Raw genomic sequence first — 23,200 nt, 5'->3', positions numbered from 1 at the left:
GGCGGATCCGGACACCACCACGTTCAGCCGCTTTTCAGGTTACGAATCCCTGTCCTAGGTGAATCCGCGGGGATCGCTCGCCGGCCGGCGAATCCGAGGACGGCGGGACCCGCGATCCCGGCGGCTCCGCCGGCGACCAGGACGCCCAGCAGGACCCAGCGGATCCAGCCGAGCACCCCCGAGGGCGTGGTTCCGGTGGTGGCGGCGAGCTGGGGGCCGGGCGCCGGGCCGGAGCCCGTACCTCCGCCGGCGCCGGAGTCGTCCGCGGCCCCGCCGGGCGGGGCGGAGGAGGGGGCCCCGGGTCCCGTACCGCCGCCGTCCGTGCCGGAGCCGGCACCGGGGTCCGCGCCGCCGGCCGGCCCGGTGGCGGAGGAACCGGACGCGGAGCCGGGGCCGCCGGGTCCGGAGCCTGGGTCGCCGGTCCCGGAGCCCGTCGTGCCCGATCCTCCGGAGCCGGCGGAGGTGCCGGGCGTTCCGCCCGGCCCGCCCGGTCCGGCGGGCGCGCCGCGCTCCAGCCGGTCGGCCGCGGCGGCGGCCTGCGCCCTGAGCTCCGCGGGCATCGGAGCGTACCCGTAGGGCAGTTGGCCCGGTCCGGTGCCCTGGTCCTGGCCCGGTCCTGAGGCGTACCGCATCAGCCGCGCGTACTCCTTGCGGGCGTCGGCGGGGAGGCCGCTGGAGGAGGCGGCGTAGGTGACCACCGTCAGCGGATAGCCGCCCCCGCCGACCCGCGCCGGGTCGGCGGCGAGCACACCGGGGACGGAGGAGTCGCGGAACTGTCCGACCGCCTGGAGCAGGGCGGCGGCCGTGGGGCGGACGAAGGTGCCGTCCCGGTTCGGCAGGGCCGCGTACTCCAGGCTGTACCGGGCGGCGGAGGCGGTGTCGACGATCCCGAAGGCCCGGCGGGCGCCGGGGTAGGTCGTCGCGGCCTTCAGCTTGAGTCCACCGGTGGTCGTGTCGTTCTCGGCCTCGAACCTGGAGTTGTGGGTGCCCCGCCTGATCCACCGGGCGGCGTCGTGGAGGTCGGTGGCGTACGGGGAGCGGTCGACCGCGCCGTAGACGATGGTCCGGTCGCCCAGGACGAGGGGCGTCTCCGTGGGGTCGGCCTTCGGGAATTCATGGGGGCTGGCCCCCGCGACGTCCAGTTCCTTGTAATGGGGGTTCACCTTCATTCCCCACGGGTCTGCTTTCCCTTCGAGAAATGCGCGGGCGCCCGGATCGCTCCGGACATAGTCCCAGACGACCGCGGAGGTGTCGGACCGCTCGGCGGAGAGCAGAATTCCGCCCGGATAGTTCAGCTCGCCCTGGCGGATCTCGTCGAATTTCGGATTGAGCGCCAGGAATTCCGGGTCGCGGAGGAGGGAGTTCGGGTTGCCCTTCAGGTGTTCCAGGGGTTCGAGCCCGTGGACGCCGACCCTGACGTCGTACGGGTAGGAGAGCGTGAGCAGCTTGGCCAGGAGCCGCTGGTTGAGCCGCAGGTCCTTCACGAGGCCGATGCCGTCGGCCTCCCAGAAGAAGCCCACGGTGAGCCCGCTCACGGCGACGGGGGCGTGGACGAACCCGGCCTTCTCGCCGCCCTCCACCGGCTCGACGGTGAAGGCGAGCCCCGGCGAGGTGGAGGTCGGGGCGAGCAGGCCGGCGCGGGCCAGTTCCTCGCCCCGCTGGGAGAAGGTGAAGCGGGTGCTGCCGGTGGCGCACAGCGATGCCTGCCACGAGGTGACGGCCTCGGTCATCAGCTCGGAGCCCGAGATCCGCCGCTCGGCCTTGTCGGCCGGGCAGGGGTCGCCGACCGGGAGGAAGTCGAGCGGGAAGACGATCCGCTGGTTCCAGTTGCCCTGGGAGAACGGCGAGCTCTGCGGCCGGCCGTTGTTCCGCGAACCGTCCGGGTCGAAGGAGCCGCGGGGCACGACGACGAGCCAGCACGTCCGGCCGCGTGCGCCCGCGCCCGCGCCGCCGGGATCGCCGCAGCCCAGGTGGGGGGCCTCCCGCGTGGACTGGAGGTTGAACCCGACCTCGCCGGTGCCGTCGGGCTGGGTGACGGCGTACGCCTCCTCGTTGGTGTCGTTGGGGCCGAAGTAGGTCCAGTCGGTGACCCTCGTCGTGGCCGGCCCGGACACGGGGGTGAAGGGGACGAAGGGGCTGGTCTTCAGCCCCGGCACGTCCGGGTCGGGGATGTCCTCGGTGTACGTCCGCTCCAGGGGGTCCGTGCCGGGGATCAGCTTGCGCTGGCCGACGAAGCTGCCGAGCGATCCGATGGAGGACATGTTGGTGGCTCCGAACTGGCACTGCTCGCGCTCCGGCCCCGCCGGGTCGTCCCCCCAGCACTGCATGATCTGGAGGAAGTTCGTGCCCAGCGCGGTGGGCTCGCCGCCCTTCCACGTCACCCGCACGCCCTGTCCCCGCAGGTCCCGGGTCTGGTGGACGGTCACCTCCAGGCCGGAGAAGTCGTCGTACGGGCCCGCGGTGCCGCGCTTCGTCATCGCCGAGCCCTCCGGCTCGGCGGCGACCGCGACGGTGTCCCGCGGCAGAGGGAGGAGGGCGAGGAGGACGGCGGCGAGGAGGGCGCCGAGGCCCGTCGCCCTGCTGCGGCGGTACGTCATCGGGTGCCTCCCGGGCGCTCGGCGCGGTGCGCCATGAAACGGCCGACCAGCGGCGGGACGACGACGGTGGCGAGGAGCAGGAGGGCCGAGAGGACCATCAGCAGGCCGCGCAGGCCGGCGCCGGAGTCGGCGGCGAGGGTGACGGGGGTGCCGACGACGGGGTTCGCCGCGTCGCCGCCGCCCGCCGCGCCGCCCGCGCCGCCGTCGGTGACGATGTCGCCGGTGTCGGGGTCGACGACGGGGCCGCCGGAGGTGCCGGAGGCCGTACCGGCGGAGCCGGAACCGGCCGCGGAGCCCGGACCGCCCGGAGCCGCGCCGCCCGTGGAGCCGCCGCTGGTGCCGGTCGCGCCGGACCCGCCGGTCGCCGCGGAGCCGGGGGCGCCACCGGAGCCCGTTCCGGAGCCCGTGCCGCCGCCGTTGGCCGCGCCGCCCGGGCCGCCGGTGCCGGTGCCGGTGGCGTTCCCGCCGCCGGAGCCGCCCGTGGTGGCGGTGCCGCCGGAGGACGAGCCGCCGGTGGTGCCGCCTCCGGTGACGGGGGTCGCCACGCCCTTCGCGCCTCCGGTGCCGTCGGCGCACTGCCGCGCGCCCCGCTTGTCGCACTCCTTCGGCCTCGGGGCGTTCCTGGCGAGGGTGTTGGTGCCGTCGGCGGAGAAGGTGGGGTTGCGGCAGGAGGAGAGGTCCACGGCGCCGGTGGGGGCGCCGGGGATGCGGCGGACCTGGTCGAAGCCGGCCTGGACGAGGTTCTTCGGCAGCGGCGAGTAGCCCAGTTCCTCGGCCTGCTGCTGGCCCTCGCAGAGGAAGTAGCGGGCGAAGGTGCCGAGCGAGCGGCCCTTGTCGGCGGTGTGCGGGGCGGCGTCCGAGGTGGGGACGATCATGTAGCTGTAGCTGGAGAGGGGGTAGGCGCGGGCGTCGCCGGAGCGGTAGACGTCGTCGAGGATCTGGGTGAGGTGGTCCGGCGAGGCGCGGTCGGTGTTGATCCGGGCCTTGAGGAGGGCGACGGCGACGGCCTGGGCGGTCGGTTCGACGTAGTACCCGGACCGGTTGAGGACCTTGACGACGGGGAAGTGCGCGTTGACCGCGTAGGAGTACTCGACGTAGGTGATCGCGCCCTCGCCCTGCGGCTGGCGGACGTGCGCCGAGACGCCGAGGGAGCCGGACTTGGCGACCGCCGTCGTGCCGGGCACCACGGGGAAGTACGAGGTCATGCCGCAGGGGGTGGAGCGGCCGGCCCGGCGGCAGTGCTCGTTCCAGACCGCGCCGTGCTCCTTGGCGAGCCAGGTGGTGAACTGGGCGGTGGTGCCCGAGCCGTCGGAGCGGACGACGGGCACGATCCGGCGGGCGGGGAGGGTGAGGCCGGGGTTGTCGGCCTTGATCTCGGGCGCGTTCCACATGGTCAGCTGTCCGGTGAAGATCCTCGCGAGGACGGGGCCGGAGAGGCGCAGGTTGGTGACCTGGCGGCCGCCGATGCGGAGGTTGTACATGAAGGCGGTGCCGCCTGCGACGATCGGCATGTAGGCGTAGCCGCGGCGCGGCGGGACGTCGGTGGCGCCGCCGTCGGTGAGGCCGTACGGGATCTCGGAGACGGCGAAGTCGACGGTGCCGTTCTTGAACTGCTCGCGGCCCTGCGAGGAGCCGTTGGCGTTGAAGTTGACGGTCAGTCCGGCGTTGGCGCCGATGTTGCGCCGCCACTGCTCGACGGCGTTGGAGCTCCAGGTCGAACCGGAGCCGGTGATCTTGGTGTAGCCGGCGGCGTGGGCGTCGGGCGGGCCGGCGAGGAGGGCGAGCAGCGCGCAGAGCACGGTGCCCAGCCCCAGGAGGGTGCGGGCGAGCGGGACGGGCGATCTCACGGCGTGCTCCTCGGAGGTGCGGGCGGGGAGGGAAGGAGGGAGGCGCGGGCGAACCGGGCCGCGTCCTCCCGCGAGGCCGCCGCGCGCCGCCTCTCCTGGCGCTTCGTCAGCTGTCCGGGGCCGCGCCCGCCGGCGATCCGGGCGAGCACGAAGAGCAGCAGGACGAGGAGCATCAGCACGGCGGCGGTGCCGAACCCGCGGGCGATCATGTGCGGTTCGGGCGACTTGACGAGTTCGAAGGTGGCGAGCGGCAGGGAGACCTGGGCGCCGGAGGTCGGCAGCGCGTTGAGCTCGGCGGTGAAGCCGGCGGTGAGCAGCACCGGGGAGGTCTCGCCGACCCCGCGCGCGGTGCCGAGGATGACGGCCGTGGTGAGGCCGGAGCGGGCGGTGGGCAGCACGACGTGCCAGACCGTGCGCCGGCGCGAGGCGCCCATGGCGTACGAGGCTTCGCGCAGGGTGCCGGGGACGAGCCGGATGACGACGTCGGAGGCGCGGATGATGATCGGCAGCATCATCACGGAGAGGGCGAGGGCGGCGGCGAGGCCGGAGCGTTCCATGCCGAGGGCGAGGATGACGGTCGCGTAGACGAAGAGGCCGGCGACGATCGACGGCAGCGCGGTCATCGCCTCGACGACGGTGCGGACCAGGCGGGCGAAGAAGCCGGGGACCTCGTTGAGGAAGACGGCGCAGACGATGCCGGCCGGGACGGTGAGGACGAGCGCGATGCCGACCTGCTCCAGGGTGCCGACGACGGCGTGCAGGACTCCGCCGACGTCGAGCGGTTCGAGGGGGCCGGCGAGGCTCATGTCCTCGGTGAAGAAGTTGAGGTGGACGAGGGCCTCGCGGCCCTCCCAGAGGGTGAAGGCGACGACGAAGACGAGGACGGCGAGGAGGACGAGTCCGAGGGTGCGCACGACCGCGCCGGCCACCCGGTCGCGGACGGCGGGACCGTCCTCGTCGAAGGAGACGAGCAGGGCGTAGAGGCCGAGGAAGAGGGCGTACGCGACGAGGACGAAGCCGACGGTGCCGGTGAAGGGGAGCAGCCGGGCGAAGAGCAGCCAGGTGAGGGCGAGCGCGGCGGCCGCGGCGCCGAGCACGGCGTAGAGGTCGGTGGCGCGCGGGCCGGAGGTGGTCCGGCGCCGTTCGGGGCCGGCCGGCGGGGCCTGCCCGACGGACGGCCGCGGCGCCGGCCGCTCCGGGGTGATGGTCATGGGGTTCCCCCTGTTACGCGTCGCTGGACGCGCCGGAGCGGCTGCGGGCGACGATGGACGAGGCGGCGAAATTGACGATCAGGGTCAGGACGAAGAGGGCGAAGCCGGCCGCCATCAGGGCGGACATGCCGAAGGGGGTGGCCTCGCCGTAGCGCAGCGCGATGAGCGAGGAGACCGAGCTGGTGCCGGTCTGGAGCACGTGCCACTGGATCGTGAAGACCTGCGAGATGACCATGTAGACGGCGATGGTCTCGCCGAGGGCGCGGCCGAGGCCGAGCATGGTGCCGCCGATCATTCCGCCTTTTCCGAAGGGCAGGACGACGGAGCGGATCATGCCCCAGCGGGTGGCGCCGAGCGCGTACGCCCCCTCGCGTTCGCCGGCGGGGGCCTGGGAGAAGACCTCGCGCATGATCGAGCAGATGATCGGCGCGACCATCATGGCGACGACGAGTCCGGCGACGAAGGTGGAGGAGGTGTAGACGGTGGGCGGGGCGAGCGGGTCGTCGGGGTCGGCGCCGTCGACGCGCAGGAAGGGGATCCAGCCGAGGTACGCGGAGATCCAGCGGGCGATCGGCAGGATCGATTCCTCCAGCCAGAACACGCCCCAGAGGCCGTAGACGACCGAGGGCACGGCGGCCATCAGGTCCACGGTGGAGATCAGGGTGCGGCGCAGCCGGGGCGGGGCGTACTCGGAGATGTAGAGCGCGGCGCCGGTGGCGAGCGGCACGGCGACGGCGATCGCGACGAGGGCGATGAGGACGGTGCCGAGGAGGACGGCGGCGATGCCGAAGTTGCCGGCGTCGGGCTCCCAGTTCTCGGTGGTGAGGAAGGAGCCGCCGGCCCGGTCGAGGGCCTGCCGGGCACGGTGCAGGAGGAAACCGCCGACGAGGAGCATCACGGCGAGGACGAGGCCGCCGCCGGTGCGGGCGACGCCGCGGAAGACCCGGTCGGCGGGACCGGGGTCGGCGTGCAGCCGCCTCGGCGTGTCGGGCGGGAGGTCGGGCCTCGGGCCGGGAGCGCCGGGCGGCGCGGCCGGATCGGTCGTCTCGGTCGTCACGGGAAGGACGTAAGTCAGGTCCGATGGACATGCGCGCCACGAGACGTGAACGAGGGGCGCCCGAGAGGCAACTTCCGTTCACCATAAGGAGGTGGAGCTCCAGTGCGTGGCCTCGGCGGCCAGCAGGGCGCGGAAGCGGTCGTAGGCGGAGCGGCACGTGGAGTGGCGCTCGTACGCCCTCCCGGAGAGGGCGGCGGTCCGGCCCTCGGCGTCGCGCAGCAGCCAGACCCAGCCGTTGCCGCCCGCGGTGTGCTGCACCCCGCCCCCCATGGCCGCGTGCCCGGCGCAGAGCGCGGCGAAGGCGGCCCGGCAGGCGGCGTGGTCGGCGAAGCGCTGCCCCGACCGCGCCACCACCCGCCCGTTCTGCGCGACCAGCCGCCAGCCGTATCGTCCGTCGGCTCTGACGTCGACCAGACAGCGCGTTCCGGACACACCGGTGCCCTTGGTCATTGCCCCCACCCCCACAGTCTCGGCAGGCGCAATCTATTGACCCCGCCGGGATCGTTGGGCGCTAAACCATCTGCGGGAGGCATGCTTCACCCCGCCGTTGCCCCTTGGACACCGGCGGGGCGGGGGGAGCGGACGCGGGGCTCAGCCGGTGGCGGCGAGCACCACGAAGAGGATCAGGCCGACGACGGCCGGGACGATGATCTCGTACGCCCAGCGCGTCTGCGGCTCGCCCTGCGCCCCGGCCCTGCCCTGGTGGCGCTCGGCCATCTCCCGCAGGTCGGCCACGTTCTGGTCGCTGGGCGCGACGCGCGAGGCGCTGTCCCGGACGTCGGCGGTGACCGAGGTGCGTCCGTGGGGGTCGTCCTGGGAGGCGCGGGCCGCCTTGCGCGCGGCCTTCTTCCGCTGCCGCAGCGAGACGGGGACGGCCCACAGCTGGTACTTCGCGCCCTCCTTGGTGAAGACCTCGCTGGAGTAGCCGGCCCGGAGGTCGGCGACCGACGCCCAGGGCAGCAGGATCGAGCGGAAGGGGTTGCGGATCCGGAGCCGGTCCTCGTTGGCGTACACGGCGGGCCGGACGGTGAAGGCGGTGATCAGCGGCACGGCGAGCAGCAGCCCGGCGAGGGCCAGCCAGGGCGCCCGGCCCTCGCCGCGGACCAGCGCGTCGATCACGAAGACGAGCGTCAGGGCGAGCAGGAAGACGCCTCCCGCGATGCCGAAGGAGGAGCGGTAGACGCGGTCGGCGGAGGCCGGCTCGGGGGTCGGCTCGGAGGGCGTGGGGCTCGTCATGCCGCCGATTCTGCCTCAGGAGGCGCCGGGAGGCTCGGGCGCCCCGCTCGGCGCCGCCGGGGGCCGCTCCGGGGCGGCGCTCATGCCTTCCGGGTGGCGACGAGGTCCGCGTACAGGATGATGTTGTCCGGCCGGTGCCCGTCGACGAGTTCGCCGCCGCAGGTGATCACGCGCAGTTCGGGGCGGCGGGTGTCGCCGTACACCTTCTCCGTCGGGAAGGCGTCCTTGTCGACCTGCTCCAGTTCGCGGACGCGGAAGACGGCGGTGGTGCCGTCCTCGCGGGTCACGGTGATCTCGTCGCCGACCCGGACCTTGGAGACGTCCTTCAGCACGGCCGGTCCGCGCTCCGTGTCGAAGTGTCCGATGAGGACGGCGGGGCCGGTCTCGCCGGGCGTGACGGCCTTCCCGTACCAGCCGATCCGGTCGGCACGGTCGACGGAGGGCACCTCGACGGTGCCGTCCGCGTTCAGCCCGAGGTCCAGGAGGTCCCGGGCGTCCACACCGGCCGAGGGAAGCTGGACCCGGACGGGCCGGGAGCGGTCGAGCGGGCGGACCTGCGCGGCGCTCGCGGTGGGGGCCGGCGCGGCGGACTCGGCGATCCGGGCGGGCGGGGTCGCCTCGGCCCCGGCCGAGCAGCCGGTGAGCGCGAGGAGGACGGCCGCGCACAGCGCGGCGGAGGCGGAACGGCGGCGGTGCTGCATGGGCGGGGCTCCGGCGGCGGTAGGTCCGTACGGCGGGCGGCCGGCCGCCACGAGGGTCGTGACGGCCGGCCGGGGGCGGGACGGGGTGGGGCGGGACGGGGTGGGACCGCTCCGGGCTCGGGTCATGGGGCGGGGAGCGGGGTGAACGGGGCGTGCGGGGCGTGCGGGGTGTACGGGTCAGCCCCGGGCCGCGGCGGAACGGCGGCGCAGCACGGTGAGACCGAGCCCCGCGGCGGCCAGCGAGGCGGCGCCGGCACCGACCGCGACCAGCGTGGCGGAGCCCTCCTCGGCGGCGAGCTCGGCACCGGCCGCGACCCCGCCCCTCGGGACGACGGAGGTCTGACCGCCCTGCGGGGCGGTGCCCCGGCCCTGGGCGGCGGGGGCGGCGTTCAGCTCGCAGCCCTTGGGGAGCTTCGGGAAGGCGTGCGTGCCGCCCTTCGCGTCGCCGCCCTGGGTCTTGGTGTAGAGGGACGGGGTGGTGCTGTGGGCGTCGACGATCCGGGCGATGATGCCGGCGTCCTTCGGGAGCGACGGGTGGGCGCGGTCGAGGACGGCGATGACCTTGTCGTCACCGGCGGTGATGAGCTTGGCCTTCGGACCCTTGGGGCTCATGATCAGCTTGGCGCCGGTGCCCGCGCCGATGTCCACGAAACGGGTGACGGTGCACTCGCCCAGGGCGTCGGGGTCGGTGTCGACCGGGCGCTCCTCGCCCTGGCCGCCGCCGCCCATGCCGTACGGCTGCGGGGCGGCCTGCCGGGCGGCGCCGGGGATGTAGGCGGCGAAGCCCCCGTCGCTCTCCAGGACGACGACGGCCTTCGCGAAGAAGAAGACCTGGCGGTCGCCCGAGAGGTAGGTGAAGCCGCGGCCCTTGTCGTCCACGATCTGCTGGAGGCCGAGGCGGCCGTTGTGCCTGGCGAGCTCCAGGACGGTGCCGTCGGCGAGCCGGTAGATGCCGGGGGTGGCGCCGGCCCGGTGGTTGCCGACCCAGTTGTGGAGGCTGCCGTCGGAGTTGAGGACGACGAACTCGCCGTTGTCGTTGCCGGCGACGGAGCGCCGGTCGGCGTCGAGCTCACCGACCGGGTGGCCGCCGCGGAACAGCTCGGCGCGGTGGTGCGTCGCGCCGATCTTGTAGATCTTGGCGACGGTGCCGCCGATGAGCGTCCGGGTGCCGACCAGGGTGCCCTCCGGGCCGGCCTCGACGGCGGTGACCCTGCCCTCGGAGTCCAGGGTCACCGCGTAGCCGGCGAAGACCCCGGTCGCCGTCGCCGGGTAGCCGGCGCCGGCCTTGAGCCGCCCGAGCTCCGAGCCGCTCTTCAGGACGGTGGCGGTGTAGTAGGGGTGCTGGTCGCCCTTGGCGTACACCTTGGCGGAGAGCCCGCCGTGGAGCTGGACGGTGCGGACCAGGGTGCCGTTCGCGGCGTCGACGGCGACGGCGGTCACCTTGCCCGCGGAGTCCAGGGTCACCGCGTAGCCCACGATGGTCGTCGTGTCGTCCGCGCCGTAGCCGGCGCCCGCCTGCAGCTCGGCGAGGACGACGCCGTCCCGCTCGACGGTGGCGGTGTAGTAGCGGTGCTGGTCGCCCCGGGCGTACACCTTGGCCGAGAGGCCGCCGGCGAGCTGGACGGTGCGCAGCGGGGCGTCGGCGGGAGCGGCGGCGGGAGTCTTCGCGGTGGCGGCGGCCTTGCCGGGCGCGGCGGGCGCGGCCTTCCCGGGCGCCGGCGTCGCGGCCTTGCCCGGCGCGGTCGCGGTCCTGCCGGGCGTGACCGTCGCGGTCTTGCCGGCCGCGGCGGTCGCGGGCTTCGGCGCCGGGGCGGTCCCGGCGGCGAAGGCGCTGCCGGCCGCGACGGCCGGGGTGGCGACGACGCCGGCGACGAGCGCGGTGGCGAGGGCGGTGCGAAGGGCGGTGCGCATAACGACTCCCGAAGAGGTTCGGTGGCGGATGGAGCAGAGCCGCATGCCGCTGATATCTCCTCGGGGAGGGCCGGTGAGTTCTCGCTGGCTGCTGATAAAGAATCTAAAGATCTCGTATGGGGGATCCGTCCGCTCCGTGTCACGGCCCTGTGACAGCCGTCACCACCCCGACGGACCTTTCGCGCGCGGCCGTTCGCGCCCGGCGCACGCCGGTGTCGCGTCCCGTCCGACACGGGCACCACGCCGTCCCGTGCCCGTGACCTCGGCCTCCTCGGACGCCCTCCCCTGTACAGGTCGCTACGCGCGTAGATATGCTCGACTGGTGACCATGCCCACCACTGCATCCGCAGCAGCAGCTTTCGCCGACGTGACCGCGTCCGAGAGCACGCTGCGCCGCTTCCTCCACGGGCTGCCCGGCGTCGACGCCGTGGGCCTGGAGGCGCGCGCCGCGTCCCTCGGCACCCGCTCGATCAAGACCACGTCGAAGGCGTACGCCATCGACCTGGCCATCTCCATGATCGACCTGACGACGCTCGAAGGCGCGGACACCCCGGGCAAGGTCCGGGCCCTCGCCGCCAAGGCCGTCCACCCCGACCCGACCGACCGCACGACCCCGACGACCGCCGCCGTCTGCGTCTATCCCGACATGGTGGCCACCGCCAAGGCCGCCCTCGCGGGCTCGGACGTCAAGGTCGCCTCGGTCGCCACCGCCTTCCCGGCGGGCCGTGCGGCCCTCCCCGTGAAGCTGGCCGACACCGCCGACGCGATCGCCGCCGGCGCGGACGAGATCGACATGGTCATCGACCGCGGCGCCTTCCTCGCCGGCCGCTACCTGGAGGTCTACGAGCAGATCGCCGCGATCAGGGCCGAGTGCGGCGACCGCGCCCGGCTGAAGGTGATCTTCGAGACCGGCGAGCTGTCCACCTACGACAACATCCGCCGCGCCTCCTGGCTCGGCATGATGGCCGGCGCCGACTTCATCAAGACCTCGACCGGCAAGGTCGCGGTCAACGCCACCCCGGCGAACACCCTGCTCATGCTGGAGGCGGTGCGCGACTTCCGCGCCCAGACCGGCGTGCAGATCGGCGTGAAGCCGGCCGGCGGCATCCGCAACACCAAGGAAGCCATCAAGTTCCTGGTGCTGGTCAACGAGACCGCGGGACCGGACTGGCTGGACAACCACTGGTTCCGCTTCGGCGCCTCCAGCCTGCTCAACGACCTGCTGATGCAGCGCCAGAAGATGGCGACCGGCCACTACTCCGGCCCCGATTACGTGACGGTGGACTGATCGACATGACCTCCCCCTTCGAGTACGCCCCCGCGCCCGAGTCGCGCGCGGTCGTCGACATCGCCCCGAACTACGGCCTGTTCATCGACGGCGAGTTCACCGACGCGGCCGACGGCAAGGTCTTCAAGACCGTCTCCCCCTCCTCCGAGGAGGTCCTCTCCGAGATCGCCCAGGCGGGCGAGGCCGACGTGGACCGCGCGGTGAAGGCCGCCCGCCGGGCCTTCGAGAAGTGGTCCGCGCTGCCCGGTTCCGAGCGCGCCAAGTACCTCTTCCGGATCGCCCGGATCATCCAGGAGCGCTCCCGCGAGCTGGCCGTCCTGGAGACCCTGGACAACGGCAAGCCGATCAAGGAGACCCGCGACGCGGACCTCCCCCTGGTCGCCGCGCACTTCTTCTACTACGCGGGCTGGGCCGACAAGCTCGACCACGCGGGCTACGGCGCGAACCCGCGCCCGCTGGGCGTGGCCGGCCAGGTCATCCCCTGGAACTTCCCGCTGCTGATGCTGGCGTGGAAGATCGCCCCGGCGCTCGCGACCGGCAACACGGTCGTCCTGAAGCCCGCCGAGACCACCCCGCTCTCCGCTCTGTTCTTCGCGGACATCTGCCGCCAGGCCGGGCTGCCGAAGGGCGTCGTCAACATCCTCCCCGGGTACGGGGACACCGGTGCCGCCCTGGTCGCGCACCCGGACGTGAACAAGGTCGCCTTCACCGGCTCGACGGCCGTCGGCAAGCGGATCGCCCGCACGGTCGCCGGCACCGACAAGAAGGTGACCCTGGAGCTGGGCGGCAAGGGCGCCAACATCGTCTTCGACGACGCCCCCCTCGACCAGGCCGTCGAGGGCATCGTCAACGGCATCTTCTTCAACCAGGGCCAGGTCTGCTGCGCGGGCTCCCGCCTGCTGGTCCAGGAGTCGGTCCAGGAGGAGCTGCTCGACAGCCTCAAGCGGCGCCTGTCGACGCTCCGCCTCGGCGACCCGCTCGACAAGAACACCGACATCGGCGCCATCAACTCCGAGGAGCAGCTGGCCCGGATCACCTCCCTGGTCGCGCAGGGCGAGGCGGAGGGCGCCGAGCGCTGGACCGCCGCCTGCGACCTCCCGGAGGCGGGCTACTGGTTCGCGCCGACGCTCTTCACCAACGTCACCCAGGCGCACACCATCGCCCGTGACGAGGTCTTCGGCCCGGTCCTGTCGGTGCTGACCTTCCGCACCCCCGACGAGGCCGTCGCCAAGGCCAACAACAGCCAGTACGGCCTCTCCGCCGGCATCTGGACGGAGAAGGGCTCCCGCATCCTCGCGGTCGCGAACAAGCTCCGCGCCGGCGTCGTCTGGGCCAACACGTTCAACAAGTTCGACCCGACCTCGCCGTTCGGCGGTTACAAGGAGTCGGGCTTCGGCCGCGAGGGCGGCCGCCACGGCCTGGAGGCGTACCTCGATGTCTGATGTGACCCGCCTGAACGTCTTCAAGACCTACAAGCTGTACGTCGGGGGCAAGTTCCCCCGTTCCGAGAGCGGCCGGGTGTACGAGGTGACCGACTCCAAGGGCAACTGGCTGGCCAACGCGCCGCTCTCCTCCCGCAAGGACGCCCGTGACGCGGTCGTCGCCGCGCGCAAGGCGCAGGGCGGCTGGGCGGGCGCGACCGCGTACCTGCGCGGCCAGATCCTCTACCGCGTGGCCGAGATGCTGGAGGGCCGCAGGGACCAGTTCGTCCGCGAGGTCGCGGAGGCCGAGGGCCTGTCCAAGTCGAAGGCGGCGGCGCAGGTCGACGCGGCGATCGACCGCTGGGTCTGGTACGCGGGCTGGACCGACAAGATCGCCCAGGTCACCGGTGGCGCCAACCCCGTCGCCGGCCCGTTCTTCAACCTCTCCACCCCGGAGCCGACCGGCGTCGTCACCGTGATCGCGCCCCAGGAGTCGTCCTTCCTGGGCCTGGTCTCGGTGATCGCCCCGGTCATCGCGACGGGCAACACGGCGGTCGTCGTCGCCTCGGAGAAGGCCCCGCTCCCGGCGCTCTCGCTGGGCGAGGTGCTGGCCACCTCCGACCTGCCCGGCGGCGTGGTCAACATCCTCTCCGGCAAGGCGTCCGAGATGGGCCCGCACCTCGCGGCCCACCGGGACGTCAACGCGATCGACCTGACCGGCGCCGGCGCCGACCTGGCGAAGGAGCTGGAGATCGCGGCGGCGGACAACCTGAAGCGCGTCCTGCGCCCCCGTACCGAGGACTTCGCCGAGTCCCCCGGCACGGACCGCATGACCGCGTTCCTGGAGACCAAGACGGTCTGGCACCCGACGGGTTCGCTGGGCGCGAGCGGCTCCTCGTACTAGGAACCGGCCGTACGGACGGCCCCCGGGCAGCAGCACTGCCCGGGGGCCGTCCGCGTTCACCGCCCGCCGCGCTCGACGAGGCCCGCGACGCCGTCGAGGACGCACTCCAGGCCCGTCTCGAAGGTCCACTCGGCGTCGTCCTTGCGCGCCGCCGTCCGCGTGTACCGCAGATACACGGGGTAGCGGCCGGTCCCGAGCAGGTAGCTCATCTGCGGGGCCAGGCCCCGCCGGGTCTCGTCGCCGCTCTCCCAGCCCTGCTCGCGCATGTACTGCCGCAGGGAGACCTCCGACTGGGTGGCCCCGTGCACGTACGAGGACACCGTCCGGAACGCGGCCATCATCGTGTCGTCGTCGAGGCCGAGTCCGTCGAGCGCGGCGAGCTGCCGCTCGGCGCCGGCCATCCGGGCCGGGGTGATCGCGAAGAGCGGCGCCGGCAGCTGGGCGAGCCAGGGGTGCCGGAGGATCGAGGCCCGGGTCCGCCGCGCGTGGGCGCGCAGCGTCTCCCGCCAGTCGAGCGCCTCCTCCCCCTCCCCCGGGTCCAGCTCGGCCGAGACCCGGTCGACCATGAGCGCCCAGAGCTCGTCCTTGCCGTCGACGTGCCGGTACGCGGCCATCGGCGCGACGCCCAGTTCGGCGGCGATCTTCCGCATCGTGACGGCCCCGAAGCCGTCCCGGTCGGCGATGCCGATGGCGACCTCGGCGATCCGCCGCGGGGTGAGGGAGGTGCGCGGCGCGGCCGCGGGCCGCTCCAGCCGCTCCCAGAGCGAGACGCCGTCGGCCTCTTCCTTCTTCACCATCACACACTCCTCATCTCGCGTACAGCGTACGCCGAGTAGACGCCGTACACGGTGATGTGTACGTTGTACACCGCTGAGTGTACAACGTACACATCACTCGGTCCGAAGGGGATCCATGACCACCGCTCCGCTCCGCGTCGCCGTCGTCCAGGGCTCGACCCGCGACGGCCGCCTCGGCCCCGTCGTCGCCCGCTGGATCCGGGACCACGCCGCCGGACGCCCCGACATGACCACCGATCTGATCGACCTCGCCGAGACCCCGCTGCCCACGGTCTTCCCGCAGCTCGGCCAGGCCCCGGCCCGCGCCGAGGACCGGGAGCTGCTCGCCGCCGTCTCGCCCCGCCTCGCCGGCGCCGACGCCTTCGTCGTCGTGACGCCCGAGTACAACCACAGCTTCCCGGCTTCCCTCAAGAACGCCATCGACTGGCACAACCGGGAATGGCACGCGAAGCCCGTCGGCTTCGTCGGCTACGGCGGCTTCTCCGCCGGCCTGCGCGCGGTCGAGCAGCTGCGCCCGGTCTTCGCCGAGCTGCACGCCGTCACCGTCCGCGAGGCGGTCGGACTCCAGGGCGTCTGGGGGCAGTTCGACGCCGGGGGCCGGGCCGTCGACCCCGCCGCCGACACCGCCGCCCAGGCGATGCTCGACCAGCTCGGCTGGTGGGCCCAGGCCCTGCGCGAGGCCCGCGCCACGTCCCCCTACGCGGGCTGACGATGACCCTCGCCGCGCCCCGCCCCGGCCTGCCCCGCCTGGCGATCTCCGGCCTCATGCTCGGCATCGTCCTCGGCACCCTCGACGGCACCGTCGTCGGCACCGCCCTGCCGACCATCGCCGGCGAGCTCGGCGGCCTCGACCGGCTCTCCTGGGTCGTCACCGCCTATCTCCTCACCACCGCCGTCACCACCCCGCTCTGGGGCAAGGCCGGCGACCTCCTCGGCCGCAAGGGCGCCTACCTCGCCGCGGTCGGCGTCTTCCTCGCCGGCTCCGTCCTCTGCGGCCTCGCCGCGACGATGGACCAGCTCATCGCCTTCCGCGCCCTCCAGGGCGCCGGCGCCGGCGGCCTGATGGTCGGCGCCTTCGCCCTGATCGGCACCCTCGTCCCGCCCGAGGACAGCCCCAAGGTGCAGGCGGTCACCGGCACCATGCTCCCGGTCGCCTTCGCGGGCGGCCCGCTCCTCGGCGGCCTCCTCACCGACCACGCCGACTGGCGCTGGGCCTTCTACGTCAACGTCCCCGTCGGCCTCGCCGCCCTGCTGATCGTCTCGCTCGCCCTCACCGTCCGCACCCCGCGCGTGAAGGCCCGGATCGACTGGGCGGGCGCCCTGCTGCTCACCACCGGCGTCCTCGCCCTCACCCTGCTGGCGAGCCGGGCCGGCGGCACCGGCACGGGCGTGGCCCTGGCCGCCGTCGCCGTGGTCTCGCTCGCCTGGTTCGTCCGGGTCGAGCTCCGCGCCGAGGAACCCGTCATCCCGCCCCGCCTCTTCCGGTCCCGGAACTTCACCCTCGCCCAGATCCTCAGCCTGCTGGTCGGCGCGGGCATGCTCGCCGCCCTCAACCACCTGCCGCACTACCTCCAGTTCGCGCGCGGACAGTCGTCCACCGCGAGCGGCCTGCTGCTCCTGCCGCTGATGCTCGGCATGGTCGCCGCCCAGCTCGCCTCCGGCCGGCTGGTCGCCCGCACCGGCCGCTACCGCGCCCACCCGCTGCTCGGCGGCGCGCTGATGACGGCCGGCGCGCTCCTGCTCCTCCTCCTGGAGGCGGACACCCCGACCGCCCTCGCCTCCGCGCTGACCGTCGTCATGGGCGCGGGCATGGGCCTGCTCATGCAGTCCACGACGCTGATCACCCTGTACGGGGCCGAGCCCCGCGACCTGGGCGCGGCCAGCGGCACCGTCACCCTGGTCCGCACCCTCGGCGGCTCGCTGGGCGTGGCCGTGCTCGGCGCGGTCTTCACGGCCCGCCTGGGCGGCACCGACGCCGGGCTGACCCCGGAACGGGCCGCCGCGCTGCCCGGCCCGGCCCGTGACGCCCTGCGGGCGGCGGTCACCGACGGCGTCCACGGCGTCCTGCTCGGCACCGCCGCGCTCGCCGCCCTGGCCTTCGCGGTCGCCTGGCTCGTACGGGAGATCCCGCTCGTACCGCGGGACGCGGAGACCGGCCCGGACGCGGAGGCCGGCCCGGACGCGGAGGCCGGCCCGGACGCGGAGGCTACGGAAGCAGCCGCTGCGTCAGCGGACCCGCGACCGGCAGATCGGCCACGGCCCCGCCCTGCGTGAGGTGGTCGGTGACCAGATGGGTGCCGACCGGCTTGAAGTCGGCGACCTGGGTGCCGATGCCGTTGGCCAGCGGGTCGACGCCCGTCTTGGCCAGCGGGTCGAGCTGGAGCCGGGTCAGCGGGCCCAGGCCGTGCGTGACGCCGGACAGGGCGCCCGCGCCGGCCGCGCCGGCGTCCGTCCGGGACAGCGAGTCCACCGGCAGCGGCACGGAGGCACCGGGGGCGGCCGCCTGGGCCGCGGCCGCCGCCCCGAGCACGGCGGCGCCGGCCGCGGTGACACCGAGACCGGCCTTGAACAGGACGCCGCGGCGGGGGGCCTTCGGCTGTGCGTGACGCGCCATGGGGATCCTTCCGAGGGGTGAGCGGGCGGCCACCGACAGTAGTGGAGGTGTGATGCTCGATACCAACAGCCCTCCTCGGTGGTCCCCTGGACGGATTAATGCCTCACACTGGTGTTCCGTGAGTTCCCAACCGATCCCGACCCGGGTCGTCCTGCTCGCGGGCCCCTCCGGCTCCGGCAAGTCGTCCCTCGCCGCCGCCGCCGGCCTCCCGGTGCTGCGCCTCGACGACTTCTACAAGGAGCACGACGATCCGTCGCTCCCGCTCGTCGACGGCGGCAGCGACATCGACTGGGACTCCCCGCGATCCTGGGACGCGGACACCGCCGTCGCCGCGATCGTCGAGCTGTGCCGCACCGGCAGCACCGACGTCCCCGTCTACTCCATCGCCACCAGCTCGCGCACCGGCAGCGACCGCCTCGACATCGAGCGGACCCCGCTCTTCATCGCCGAGGGCATCTTCGCCGCCGAGATCGTCGACCGCTGCCGCGAGCTCGACGTGCTGGCCGACGCGCTCTGCCTGCGCGGCCGCCCGTCCACCACCTTCCGCCGCCGGCTCCTGCGCGACCTGCGGGAGGGACGCAAGTCGATCCCGATGCTGCTGCGGCGCGGCTGGCGCCTGATGCGCGCCGAGCGCGCCATCGTCGCCCGCCAGACCGCCCTGGGCGCCCACCCCTGCGCGAAGCCGGAGGCCCTGGGCCGGCTGGCCGCCGCCGCGGCGGGCCGTCACCGCACCCCGGCGGGCCGCTGACCCGCCGCCGTACCGGCACAGCACGAAGCGGGCCCTACGAGACCCCCCGGACTCGTACGACCCGCTTCGTTTCTTTCCCCCGTAGGCCCCAGATCCCCCCTGAGGCCCGTTTCCCCCGTGTTCCCCCGTGTCCCCCCGTGATCCTCAGGCGACCAGTTCGCCGAAGGACTCCTCCTCGTCACGGCCGAAGCTCAGCACCTCGTCCTCGCGCAGTCGCCGCAGCGAGCGCCAGATGCTCGACTTCACCGTGCCGACACTGATGTCCAGGATCTCCGCGATCTCCGGATCGGTCCGGCCCTCGTAGTAGCGCAGCACCAGCATGGTCCGCTGGAGCTCGGGCAGACGGGCCAGCGCCTGCCACAGCACCGCGCGCAGCTCGGTGCCGCGCATCGCGTCCGTCTCGCCGACCGTCTCCGGCAGCTCCTCGGTCGGGTACTCGTTGACCTTGCGCCGGCGCCAGGCGCTGATGTGCAGATTGGTCATCGTGCGGCGCAGGTAACCGCCGACGGCGGCCTTGTCGCTGATCCGGTCCCAGGCGCGGTACGTGGAGAACAGCGCGCTCTGGAGCAGGTCCTCGGCCTCGAAACGGTCACCGGTCAGGTGGTAGGCGGTGGCGTACAGGGAGGCCCGGCGCTCCTGGACGTAGGCCGTGAACTCGGCCTCCGAGCAGGAACGCTCCCCCGTGACCTCCCCGTACACCGCTCCCCCGTCAGCGACGGCGACCATGTAGGGCGCCTTGCGCTGACGCCCGACGGTTCGAACGCACCCCCGTCCGTTCGTTGCACCGCCGGACTTCTCGGTGCTCCGCACGACGTCGTGGAGACGCGTGACCACTGCGCTGGAGGTGGTGCCGTGCAGTGCGTTCATGGTGCGCCCCCCGTCGTTCGGAGTGTGACTGTCGGTCCGTGTGCCAAGAAGCTTGCCCGCCGGACTTCATGGCGTTGTCCGCCGACTGTCACAGACGTGTCACAGGGGCCCGGGACGGAAGCGCGCCTCCGGGCGGTCGATCTCGGACGGCTCATGAGCCAGAATGACGTCCGTGCCTTTTCTGTTGCTGATCGAGGACGACGACGCCATCCGCACGGCCCTCGAACTCTCCCTGTCCCGGCAGGGCCACCGGGTGGCCACCGCCGCGTCGGGCGAGGACGGCCTGCAGTTGCTGAAGGAGCAGCGGCCCGACCTGGTCGTGCTCGACGTGATGCTGCCCGGCATCGACGGCTTCGAGGTGTGCCGGCGCATCCGGCGCACGGACCAGCTGCCGATCATCCTGCTGACCGCGCGCAGCGACGACATCGACGTGGTCGTGGGGCTGGAGTCGGGTGCCGACGACTATGTGGTGAAGCCGGTGCAGGGACGCGTGCTCGACGCGCGGATCCGGGCCGTGCTGCGGCGCGGGGAGCGGGAGTCGACGGACTCGGCGACCTTCGGCTCCCTGATGATCGACCGCGCGGCGATGACCGTGACGAAGAACGGCCTCGACCTCCAGCTGACCCCGACCGAGCTGCGGTTGCTGCTGGAGCTGAGCCGGCGGCCCGGACAGGCGCTGTCCCGGCAGCAGTTGCTGCGGCTGGTGTGGGAGCACGACTACCTCGGCGACTCGCGTCTGGTCGACGCGTGCGTGCAGCGGCTGCGGGCCAAGGTGGAGGACGTGCCGTCCTCGCCGACCCTGATCCGCACGGTGCGGGGCGTCGGTTACCGGCTGGACGTCCCTGCGTGACGAAGGGGAACAAGGGGGTGTTCGCCCGGCTGCGCCTGTCCAGCCTGCGGCTGCGGCTCGTCGTGGTGTTCGCGCTGGTGGCGCTGACCGCGGCGGTGTCGGCGTCGGGGATCGCGTACTGGCTGAACCGCGAGGCGGTGCTCAAGCGCACCCAGGACAGCTCGCTGAACGACTTCCGGCAGGAGATGCAGAACCGGGTGGCGACGCTGCCGCTGCGGCCGACCCAGGAGGACCTGAGGCGCACCTCCGAGGAGATGACCGCGGGCGGTTCCGGCTACCAGGTGCTGCTGCTCGGCGAGCGGGCGGCGGGGAAGCCGATCGTGGGGGCCTCGGACCCGGACGTGTTCACGCTGGCGGACGTGCCGGTGTCGCTGCGGGAGGCGGTGGACACCCGGCGCCCGGTGACGGACGCCAACCCGTACCCGTACCACCTGTTCTGGCAGCGGACCGAGCGCGGCGGGACTCCGTACCTGGTCGGCGGGACGCGGATCGACGGCGGCGGCCCGGCCGGCTACATGTTCAAGTCGCTGGCGGCGGAGAAGGCGGACCTCAACTCGCTGGCCTGGTCGCTGGGGATCGCGACCGGCCTCGCCGTGATCGGTTCGGTGCTGCTCGCGCAGGTCGCGGCCTCGACGGTGCTGCGGCCGGTGCGGCGGCTCGGCGAGGCGGCCCGGCAGCTCGGCGAGGGCAAGCTGGACACCCGGCTGCGGGTGACCGGCGCGGACGAACTGTCCGATCTGTCGCGGACGTTCAACAGCGCGGCGGAGAACCTGCAGAAGAAGGTGGCGGACATGAGCGCCCGGGAGGAGTCCTCCCGGCGGTTCGTCGCCGACATGTCGCACGAGCTGCGGACGCCGCTGACCGCGCTGACGGCCGTCACGGAGGTCCTGGAGGACGAGCAGGACTCGCTCGACCCGATGATCGCCCCGGCGGTGGCGCTGGTGGTGAGCGAGACCCGGCGGCTCAACAACCTGGTGGAGAACCTGATGGAGGTGACCCGCTTCGACGCGGGCACCGCCCGGCTGGTCCTGGACGACGTGGACATCGCCGACCAGATCACCGCGTGCATCGACGCGCGGGCCTGGCTGGACGCGGTGGACCTGGACGCGGAGCGCGGCATCGTGTGCCGTCTCGACCCGCGCCGGCTGGACGTGATCCTCGCCAACCTGATCGGGAACGCGCTGAAGCACGGCGGTTCGCCGGTGCGGGTCTCGGTCAGGACCGAGGACGGTCCGGGCGAGGAGGAGCTGGTCGTCGCGGTGCGGGACCACGGCCCCGGCATCCCCGAGGAGGTGCTGCCGCACGTCTTCGACCGCTTCTACAAGGCGAGCGCCCAGCGGCCCCGGTCGGACGGCTCCGGCCTCGGCCTGTCGATCGCCATGGAGAACGCGCTGATCCACGGCGGGACGATCTCCGCCGCCAACTCGACGGGCGAGGACGGTGCCGTGGACGGCGCGGTGTTCGTCCTGCGGCTGCCCCGGGACGCGTCGGCGGTCGCCCGCGCCCTGGGCACCGGTTCCAGGCAGGGCAAGGGGGAGGACGAGTGAGGCTGCGTTCGGTGGCGGCGGTGGCGCTCACCGTGCTGGTCACCGGCTGCGGGATCAGGACGACCTCGGTGCCGGTGGACGCGGGCGCGGCCCCGTCGCGGGTGCCGTGCAACGTGGCGGAGGCGTCGGCGCCGGCCAAGGGCGTGCCGGTGCGGGCGTTCCTGGTGTGCGGGTCGCAGCTGGAGCCGGTGGACCGCAGGTCGCCGCAGCCGGAGGACAAGGCGAGCGGCGATCCGGTGCGGACGGCGTCGGCGCTGCTCGCGCAGCTGCTGGCGGAGCCGTCGGAGGCGGAGCGGCAGGCCGGGTTCACCACGGCGGTACGGGCTCCGCTGTCGGTGGCGGGCGGCCGGACCGGCGATCCGGAGGGCACGCTGCGGCTGAGCCGGCAGCCGGAGGACCTGGCGCCGGCGGCGCTGTCGCAGCTGGTGTGCACCTTCGCGGAGAGCTCGGCGGGCGCGGGCGGGCACACGGTGCTGCTGGCGGGCCCGGGGGCGTACCCGCCGAAGCGCTACCGCTGTACGACGCAGCTGCGGGAGCGTCCGGAGTCGGCGCCCCCGACGGCCCCGGTGCCGGCCCCCTCGGGGACGGCGGGGGGCTGAACCGGAACCGTTCCCGGCGCGGGCGGCGTCTTGGGGGGCGTGCAGCGTCAAGGTTCGGGCGGGAACGCCGCCGTGGTCGTCCGCGTGACGGGGTTCGTGCTCCTGGTCGCGCATCTGCTGCTCGTCGCCTGGGTCGGACTGCTCCCACGCGACGTGGCCTGGGTGACCGCCCCGAACACGGTGCCGCTGGCCGGGCTCCGCGCCGATCTGGCGCTCGGGCCCGCCGAGGCGGCCCGGCAGATCGCCGAAGGACTGCTGCTGCTCGCCCCGCTCGGGGTGCTGCTGCCGATGTGCGACGGGCGGCTCGACGTGTCGCGGTGGGCGTCGCTGACCCGGACGACGGCGGCGGGCGCGCTGGTGTCGCTGGCCCTGGAGCTGTTGCAGACGGCGGTGCCCGGGCAGGTCGTGGACGTGGACTCGGTGCTCCTGAACACGCTCGGGGTGGCGCTGGCGCACCTCCTGGTGGTGCCGGCCGCGCGGGCGTGGCTGCGGCGCCGGCGGACGTCGTCCGAGGGGCGGGGTCAGGGTCGTGTCGTGATCGGGAACGAGACGGATCAGGGTCGTACCCCGAGGATTCCCAGGGTCCCGATCGCCCGGTAGACCGACGTCGCAGGGGTGGCCCGGGTCGCACCATGGAGTCATCGGGAAGCCCGAGGAGCGGCTTTCCGGAACCCGACGAAGGAGCCCACCATGGCCGCACTTGTCCGCCCGCGTGAAGGCCGGATGATCGGCGGGGTGTGCGCGGCGCTCGCCCGGCGCTTCGGCACCTCCGCCCTGACGATGCGCGTGATCTTCCTGGCCTCGTGCCTGCTGCCCGGCCCGCAGTTCCTGCTCTACCTGGCGCTGTGGCTGCTGCTGCCGAGCGAGTCGAGGACGAAGGCGGCCGCCTGGTAGCGGCCGCGGGACCGGCGCGGGCGCCGGGGGGGGCCGCCCCCGGCCGGCCGGGGGCGCCCCCCCCGCCGCGCCGGGGGGGGGGGGCCGCGGCCAGGCCCCGCCCCCCCCCGG

General features: G+C 73.8%; 22 protein-coding genes. 11 read left to right on the top strand and 11 right to left on the bottom strand.

All coding sequences use genetic code 11. The annotated features are described in order from the left end of the window. Positions 1–23: 23 nt before the first annotated feature. The 8 genes from ACFVU3_RS12110 to ACFVU3_RS12075 all read right to left on the bottom strand — a co-directional run bounded on the left by ACFVU3_RS12110 (position 24) and on the right by ACFVU3_RS12075 (position 10,560). Entirely contained in the window at positions 24–2,597 is a 2,574-nt protein-coding gene (locus ACFVU3_RS12110; protein WP_390065773.1) for a hypothetical protein, read from the bottom strand. Further along, positions 2,594–4,444, bottom strand: a complete 1,851-nt coding sequence (gene pstS, locus ACFVU3_RS12105; RefSeq protein WP_390065772.1) for a phosphate ABC transporter substrate-binding protein PstS — start codon at positions 4,442–4,444, stop codon at positions 2,594–2,596. Before pstS ends, ACFVU3_RS12110 begins: the two co-directional genes overlap by 4 nt. Next, on the bottom strand, positions 4,441–5,655 hold the full coding sequence (pstA, locus tag ACFVU3_RS12100) for a phosphate ABC transporter permease PstA (RefSeq protein ID WP_390065771.1): 1,215 nt from the start codon (positions 5,653–5,655) through the stop codon (positions 4,441–4,443). The genes pstS and pstA overlap by 4 nt, the downstream gene beginning before the upstream one ends. A gap of 13 nt (positions 5,656–5,668) precedes the next feature. Continuing rightward, positions 5,669–6,712 (bottom strand): phosphate ABC transporter permease subunit PstC, encoded by a 1,044-nt coding sequence (gene pstC, locus ACFVU3_RS12095; protein WP_390065770.1) that lies wholly within the window; start codon positions 6,710–6,712, stop codon positions 5,669–5,671. Between the two features lie 78 nt (positions 6,713–6,790). Then, positions 6,791–7,162, bottom strand: a complete 372-nt coding sequence (locus ACFVU3_RS12090) for a DUF1508 domain-containing protein (protein WP_390065769.1) — start codon at positions 7,160–7,162, stop codon at positions 6,791–6,793. 141 nt (positions 7,163–7,303) lie between these two features. Further along, positions 7,304–7,948, bottom strand: a complete 645-nt coding sequence (locus ACFVU3_RS12085) for a PH domain-containing protein (RefSeq protein ID WP_390065768.1) — start codon at positions 7,946–7,948, stop codon at positions 7,304–7,306. Between the two features lie 80 nt (positions 7,949–8,028). After that, on the bottom strand, positions 8,029–8,649 hold the full coding sequence (locus ACFVU3_RS12080; RefSeq protein WP_390065767.1) for a class F sortase: 621 nt from the start codon (positions 8,647–8,649) through the stop codon (positions 8,029–8,031). Between the two features lie 177 nt (positions 8,650–8,826). Further along, entirely contained in the window at positions 8,827–10,560 is a 1,734-nt protein-coding gene (locus ACFVU3_RS12075; protein ID WP_390065766.1) for a hypothetical protein, read from the bottom strand. Positions 10,561–10,888: 328 nt separating this feature from the next. Between ACFVU3_RS12075 and deoC the strand changes: the two genes are divergently transcribed. The 3 genes from deoC to ACFVU3_RS12060 are packed head-to-tail and all read left to right on the top strand — an operon-like array spanning position 10,889 to position 14,173. Then, the gene (gene deoC / locus ACFVU3_RS12070; protein WP_189847232.1) at positions 10,889–11,848 is read left to right on the top strand and encodes a deoxyribose-phosphate aldolase; all 960 of its coding nucleotides are present in this window, start codon (positions 10,889–10,891) and stop codon (positions 11,846–11,848) included. A 5-nt stretch (positions 11,849–11,853) separates the two neighbouring features. Continuing rightward, positions 11,854–13,290, top strand: a complete 1,437-nt coding sequence (locus ACFVU3_RS12065) for an aldehyde dehydrogenase family protein (RefSeq protein ID WP_390065765.1) — start codon at positions 11,854–11,856, stop codon at positions 13,288–13,290. After that, complete coding sequence (locus ACFVU3_RS12060; protein ID WP_390065764.1) at positions 13,283–14,173, top strand: aldehyde dehydrogenase family protein; 891 nt, start codon at positions 13,283–13,285, stop codon at positions 14,171–14,173. Before ACFVU3_RS12065 ends, ACFVU3_RS12060 begins: the two co-directional genes overlap by 8 nt. A 56-nt stretch (positions 14,174–14,229) precedes the next feature. Here the strand turns inward: ACFVU3_RS12060 and ACFVU3_RS12055 are convergent, their stop codons facing one another. Then, a complete protein-coding gene (locus ACFVU3_RS12055; protein ID WP_390065763.1) occupies positions 14,230–14,970 on the bottom strand; it encodes a TetR/AcrR family transcriptional regulator in 741 nt (246 codons plus the stop codon). A gap of 115 nt (positions 14,971–15,085) precedes the next feature. Here ACFVU3_RS12055 and ACFVU3_RS12050 point away from each other — a divergent pair, with 115 nt between their 5' ends. Beyond that, positions 15,086–15,679 (top strand): NADPH-dependent FMN reductase, encoded by a 594-nt coding sequence (locus ACFVU3_RS12050; protein WP_390065762.1) that lies wholly within the window; start codon positions 15,086–15,088, stop codon positions 15,677–15,679. 2 nt (positions 15,680–15,681) lie between these two features. Further along, on the top strand, positions 15,682–17,244 hold the full coding sequence (locus tag ACFVU3_RS12045; protein ID WP_390065761.1) for an MDR family MFS transporter: 1,563 nt from the start codon (positions 15,682–15,684) through the stop codon (positions 17,242–17,244). Here ACFVU3_RS12045 and ACFVU3_RS12040 read toward each other — a convergent pair. Next, complete coding sequence (locus tag ACFVU3_RS12040) at positions 17,177–17,584, bottom strand: hypothetical protein (RefSeq protein ID WP_390065760.1); 408 nt, start codon at positions 17,582–17,584, stop codon at positions 17,177–17,179. The genes ACFVU3_RS12045 and ACFVU3_RS12040 overlap by 68 nt on opposite strands. A 52-nt stretch (positions 17,585–17,636) precedes the next feature. Here ACFVU3_RS12040 and ACFVU3_RS12035 point away from each other — a divergent pair, with 52 nt between their 5' ends. Continuing rightward, the gene (locus ACFVU3_RS12035) at positions 17,637–18,332 is read left to right on the top strand and encodes a uridine kinase (RefSeq protein ID WP_390065759.1); all 696 of its coding nucleotides are present in this window, start codon (positions 17,637–17,639) and stop codon (positions 18,330–18,332) included. Between the two features lie 144 nt (positions 18,333–18,476). Here ACFVU3_RS12035 and ACFVU3_RS12030 read toward each other — a convergent pair whose 3' ends face one another. Beyond that, positions 18,477–19,199 (bottom strand): SigE family RNA polymerase sigma factor, encoded by a 723-nt coding sequence (locus ACFVU3_RS12030; RefSeq protein ID WP_390065758.1) that lies wholly within the window; start codon positions 19,197–19,199, stop codon positions 18,477–18,479. Positions 19,200–19,371: 172 nt separating this feature from the next. On the opposite strand from ACFVU3_RS12030, the gene afsQ1 reads away from it, so the two are divergent. The 5 genes from afsQ1 to ACFVU3_RS12005 all read left to right on the top strand — a co-directional run bounded on the left by afsQ1 (position 19,372) and on the right by ACFVU3_RS12005 (position 23,089). Next, the gene (gene afsQ1 / locus ACFVU3_RS12025) at positions 19,372–20,049 is read left to right on the top strand and encodes a two-component system response regulator AfsQ1 (protein WP_390065757.1); all 678 of its coding nucleotides are present in this window, start codon (positions 19,372–19,374) and stop codon (positions 20,047–20,049) included. Then, entirely contained in the window at positions 20,046–21,596 is a 1,551-nt protein-coding gene (locus ACFVU3_RS12020; protein WP_390065756.1) for an ATP-binding protein, read from the top strand. Before afsQ1 ends, ACFVU3_RS12020 begins: the two co-directional genes overlap by 4 nt. Beyond that, positions 21,593–22,195 (top strand): hypothetical protein, encoded by a 603-nt coding sequence (locus ACFVU3_RS12015; protein ID WP_390065755.1) that lies wholly within the window; start codon positions 21,593–21,595, stop codon positions 22,193–22,195. The genes ACFVU3_RS12020 and ACFVU3_RS12015 overlap by 4 nt, the downstream gene beginning before the upstream one ends. 39 nt (positions 22,196–22,234) lie before the next feature. Continuing rightward, positions 22,235–22,795: a VanZ family protein gene (locus tag ACFVU3_RS12010; RefSeq protein WP_390065754.1), complete on the top strand. Its 561-nt coding sequence runs from the start codon at positions 22,235–22,237 to the stop codon at positions 22,793–22,795. A gap of 90 nt (positions 22,796–22,885) precedes the next feature. Continuing rightward, positions 22,886–23,089 (top strand): PspC domain-containing protein, encoded by a 204-nt coding sequence (locus ACFVU3_RS12005; protein ID WP_360601528.1) that lies wholly within the window; start codon positions 22,886–22,888, stop codon positions 23,087–23,089. Positions 23,090–23,200 lie beyond the last annotated feature (111 nt).

This window comes from Streptomyces sp. NPDC058052 (assembly GCF_042885515.1).
Taxonomy (GTDB): domain Bacteria; phylum Actinomycetota; class Actinomycetes; order Streptomycetales; family Streptomycetaceae; genus Streptomyces.
The sequence above is the reverse complement of the archived record's forward strand: the minus strand, read 5'-3'. Positions and strand labels throughout refer to the sequence as shown.

Coding starts and splice junctions, on each gene's coding strand:
- ACFVU3_RS12110 (WP_390065773.1), bottom strand. CDS start 2,597: ATGACGTACCGCCGCAGCAGGGCGACGGGCCTCGGCGCCCTCCTCGCC.
- pstA (WP_390065771.1), bottom strand. CDS start 5,655: ATGACCATCACCCCGGAGCGGCCGGCGCCGCGGCCGTCCGTCGGGCAG.
- ACFVU3_RS12090 (WP_390065769.1), bottom strand. CDS start 7,162: ATGACCAAGGGCACCGGTGTGTCCGGAACGCGCTGTCTGGTCGACGTC.
- ACFVU3_RS12085 (WP_390065768.1), bottom strand. CDS start 7,948: ATGACGAGCCCCACGCCCTCCGAGCCGACCCCCGAGCCGGCCTCCGCC.
- ACFVU3_RS12080 (WP_390065767.1), bottom strand. CDS start 8,649: ATGCAGCACCGCCGCCGTTCCGCCTCCGCCGCGCTGTGCGCGGCCGTC.
- ACFVU3_RS12075 (WP_390065766.1), bottom strand. CDS start 10,560: ATGCGCACCGCCCTTCGCACCGCCCTCGCCACCGCGCTCGTCGCCGGC.
- deoC (WP_189847232.1), top strand. CDS start 10,889: ATGCCCACCACTGCATCCGCAGCAGCAGCTTTCGCCGACGTGACCGCG.
- ACFVU3_RS12065 (WP_390065765.1), top strand. CDS start 11,854: ATGACCTCCCCCTTCGAGTACGCCCCCGCGCCCGAGTCGCGCGCGGTC.
- ACFVU3_RS12060 (WP_390065764.1), top strand. CDS start 13,283: ATGTCTGATGTGACCCGCCTGAACGTCTTCAAGACCTACAAGCTGTAC.
- ACFVU3_RS12055 (WP_390065763.1), bottom strand. CDS start 14,970: ATGGTGAAGAAGGAAGAGGCCGACGGCGTCTCGCTCTGGGAGCGGCTG.
- ACFVU3_RS12050 (WP_390065762.1), top strand. CDS start 15,086: ATGACCACCGCTCCGCTCCGCGTCGCCGTCGTCCAGGGCTCGACCCGC.
- ACFVU3_RS12045 (WP_390065761.1), top strand. CDS start 15,682: ATGACCCTCGCCGCGCCCCGCCCCGGCCTGCCCCGCCTGGCGATCTCC.
- ACFVU3_RS12040 (WP_390065760.1), bottom strand. CDS start 17,584: ATGGCGCGTCACGCACAGCCGAAGGCCCCCCGCCGCGGCGTCCTGTTC.
- ACFVU3_RS12035 (WP_390065759.1), top strand. CDS start 17,637: ATGCTCGATACCAACAGCCCTCCTCGGTGGTCCCCTGGACGGATTAAT.
- ACFVU3_RS12030 (WP_390065758.1), bottom strand. CDS start 19,199: ATGAACGCACTGCACGGCACCACCTCCAGCGCAGTGGTCACGCGTCTC.
- ACFVU3_RS12005 (WP_360601528.1), top strand. CDS start 22,886: ATGGCCGCACTTGTCCGCCCGCGTGAAGGCCGGATGATCGGCGGGGTG.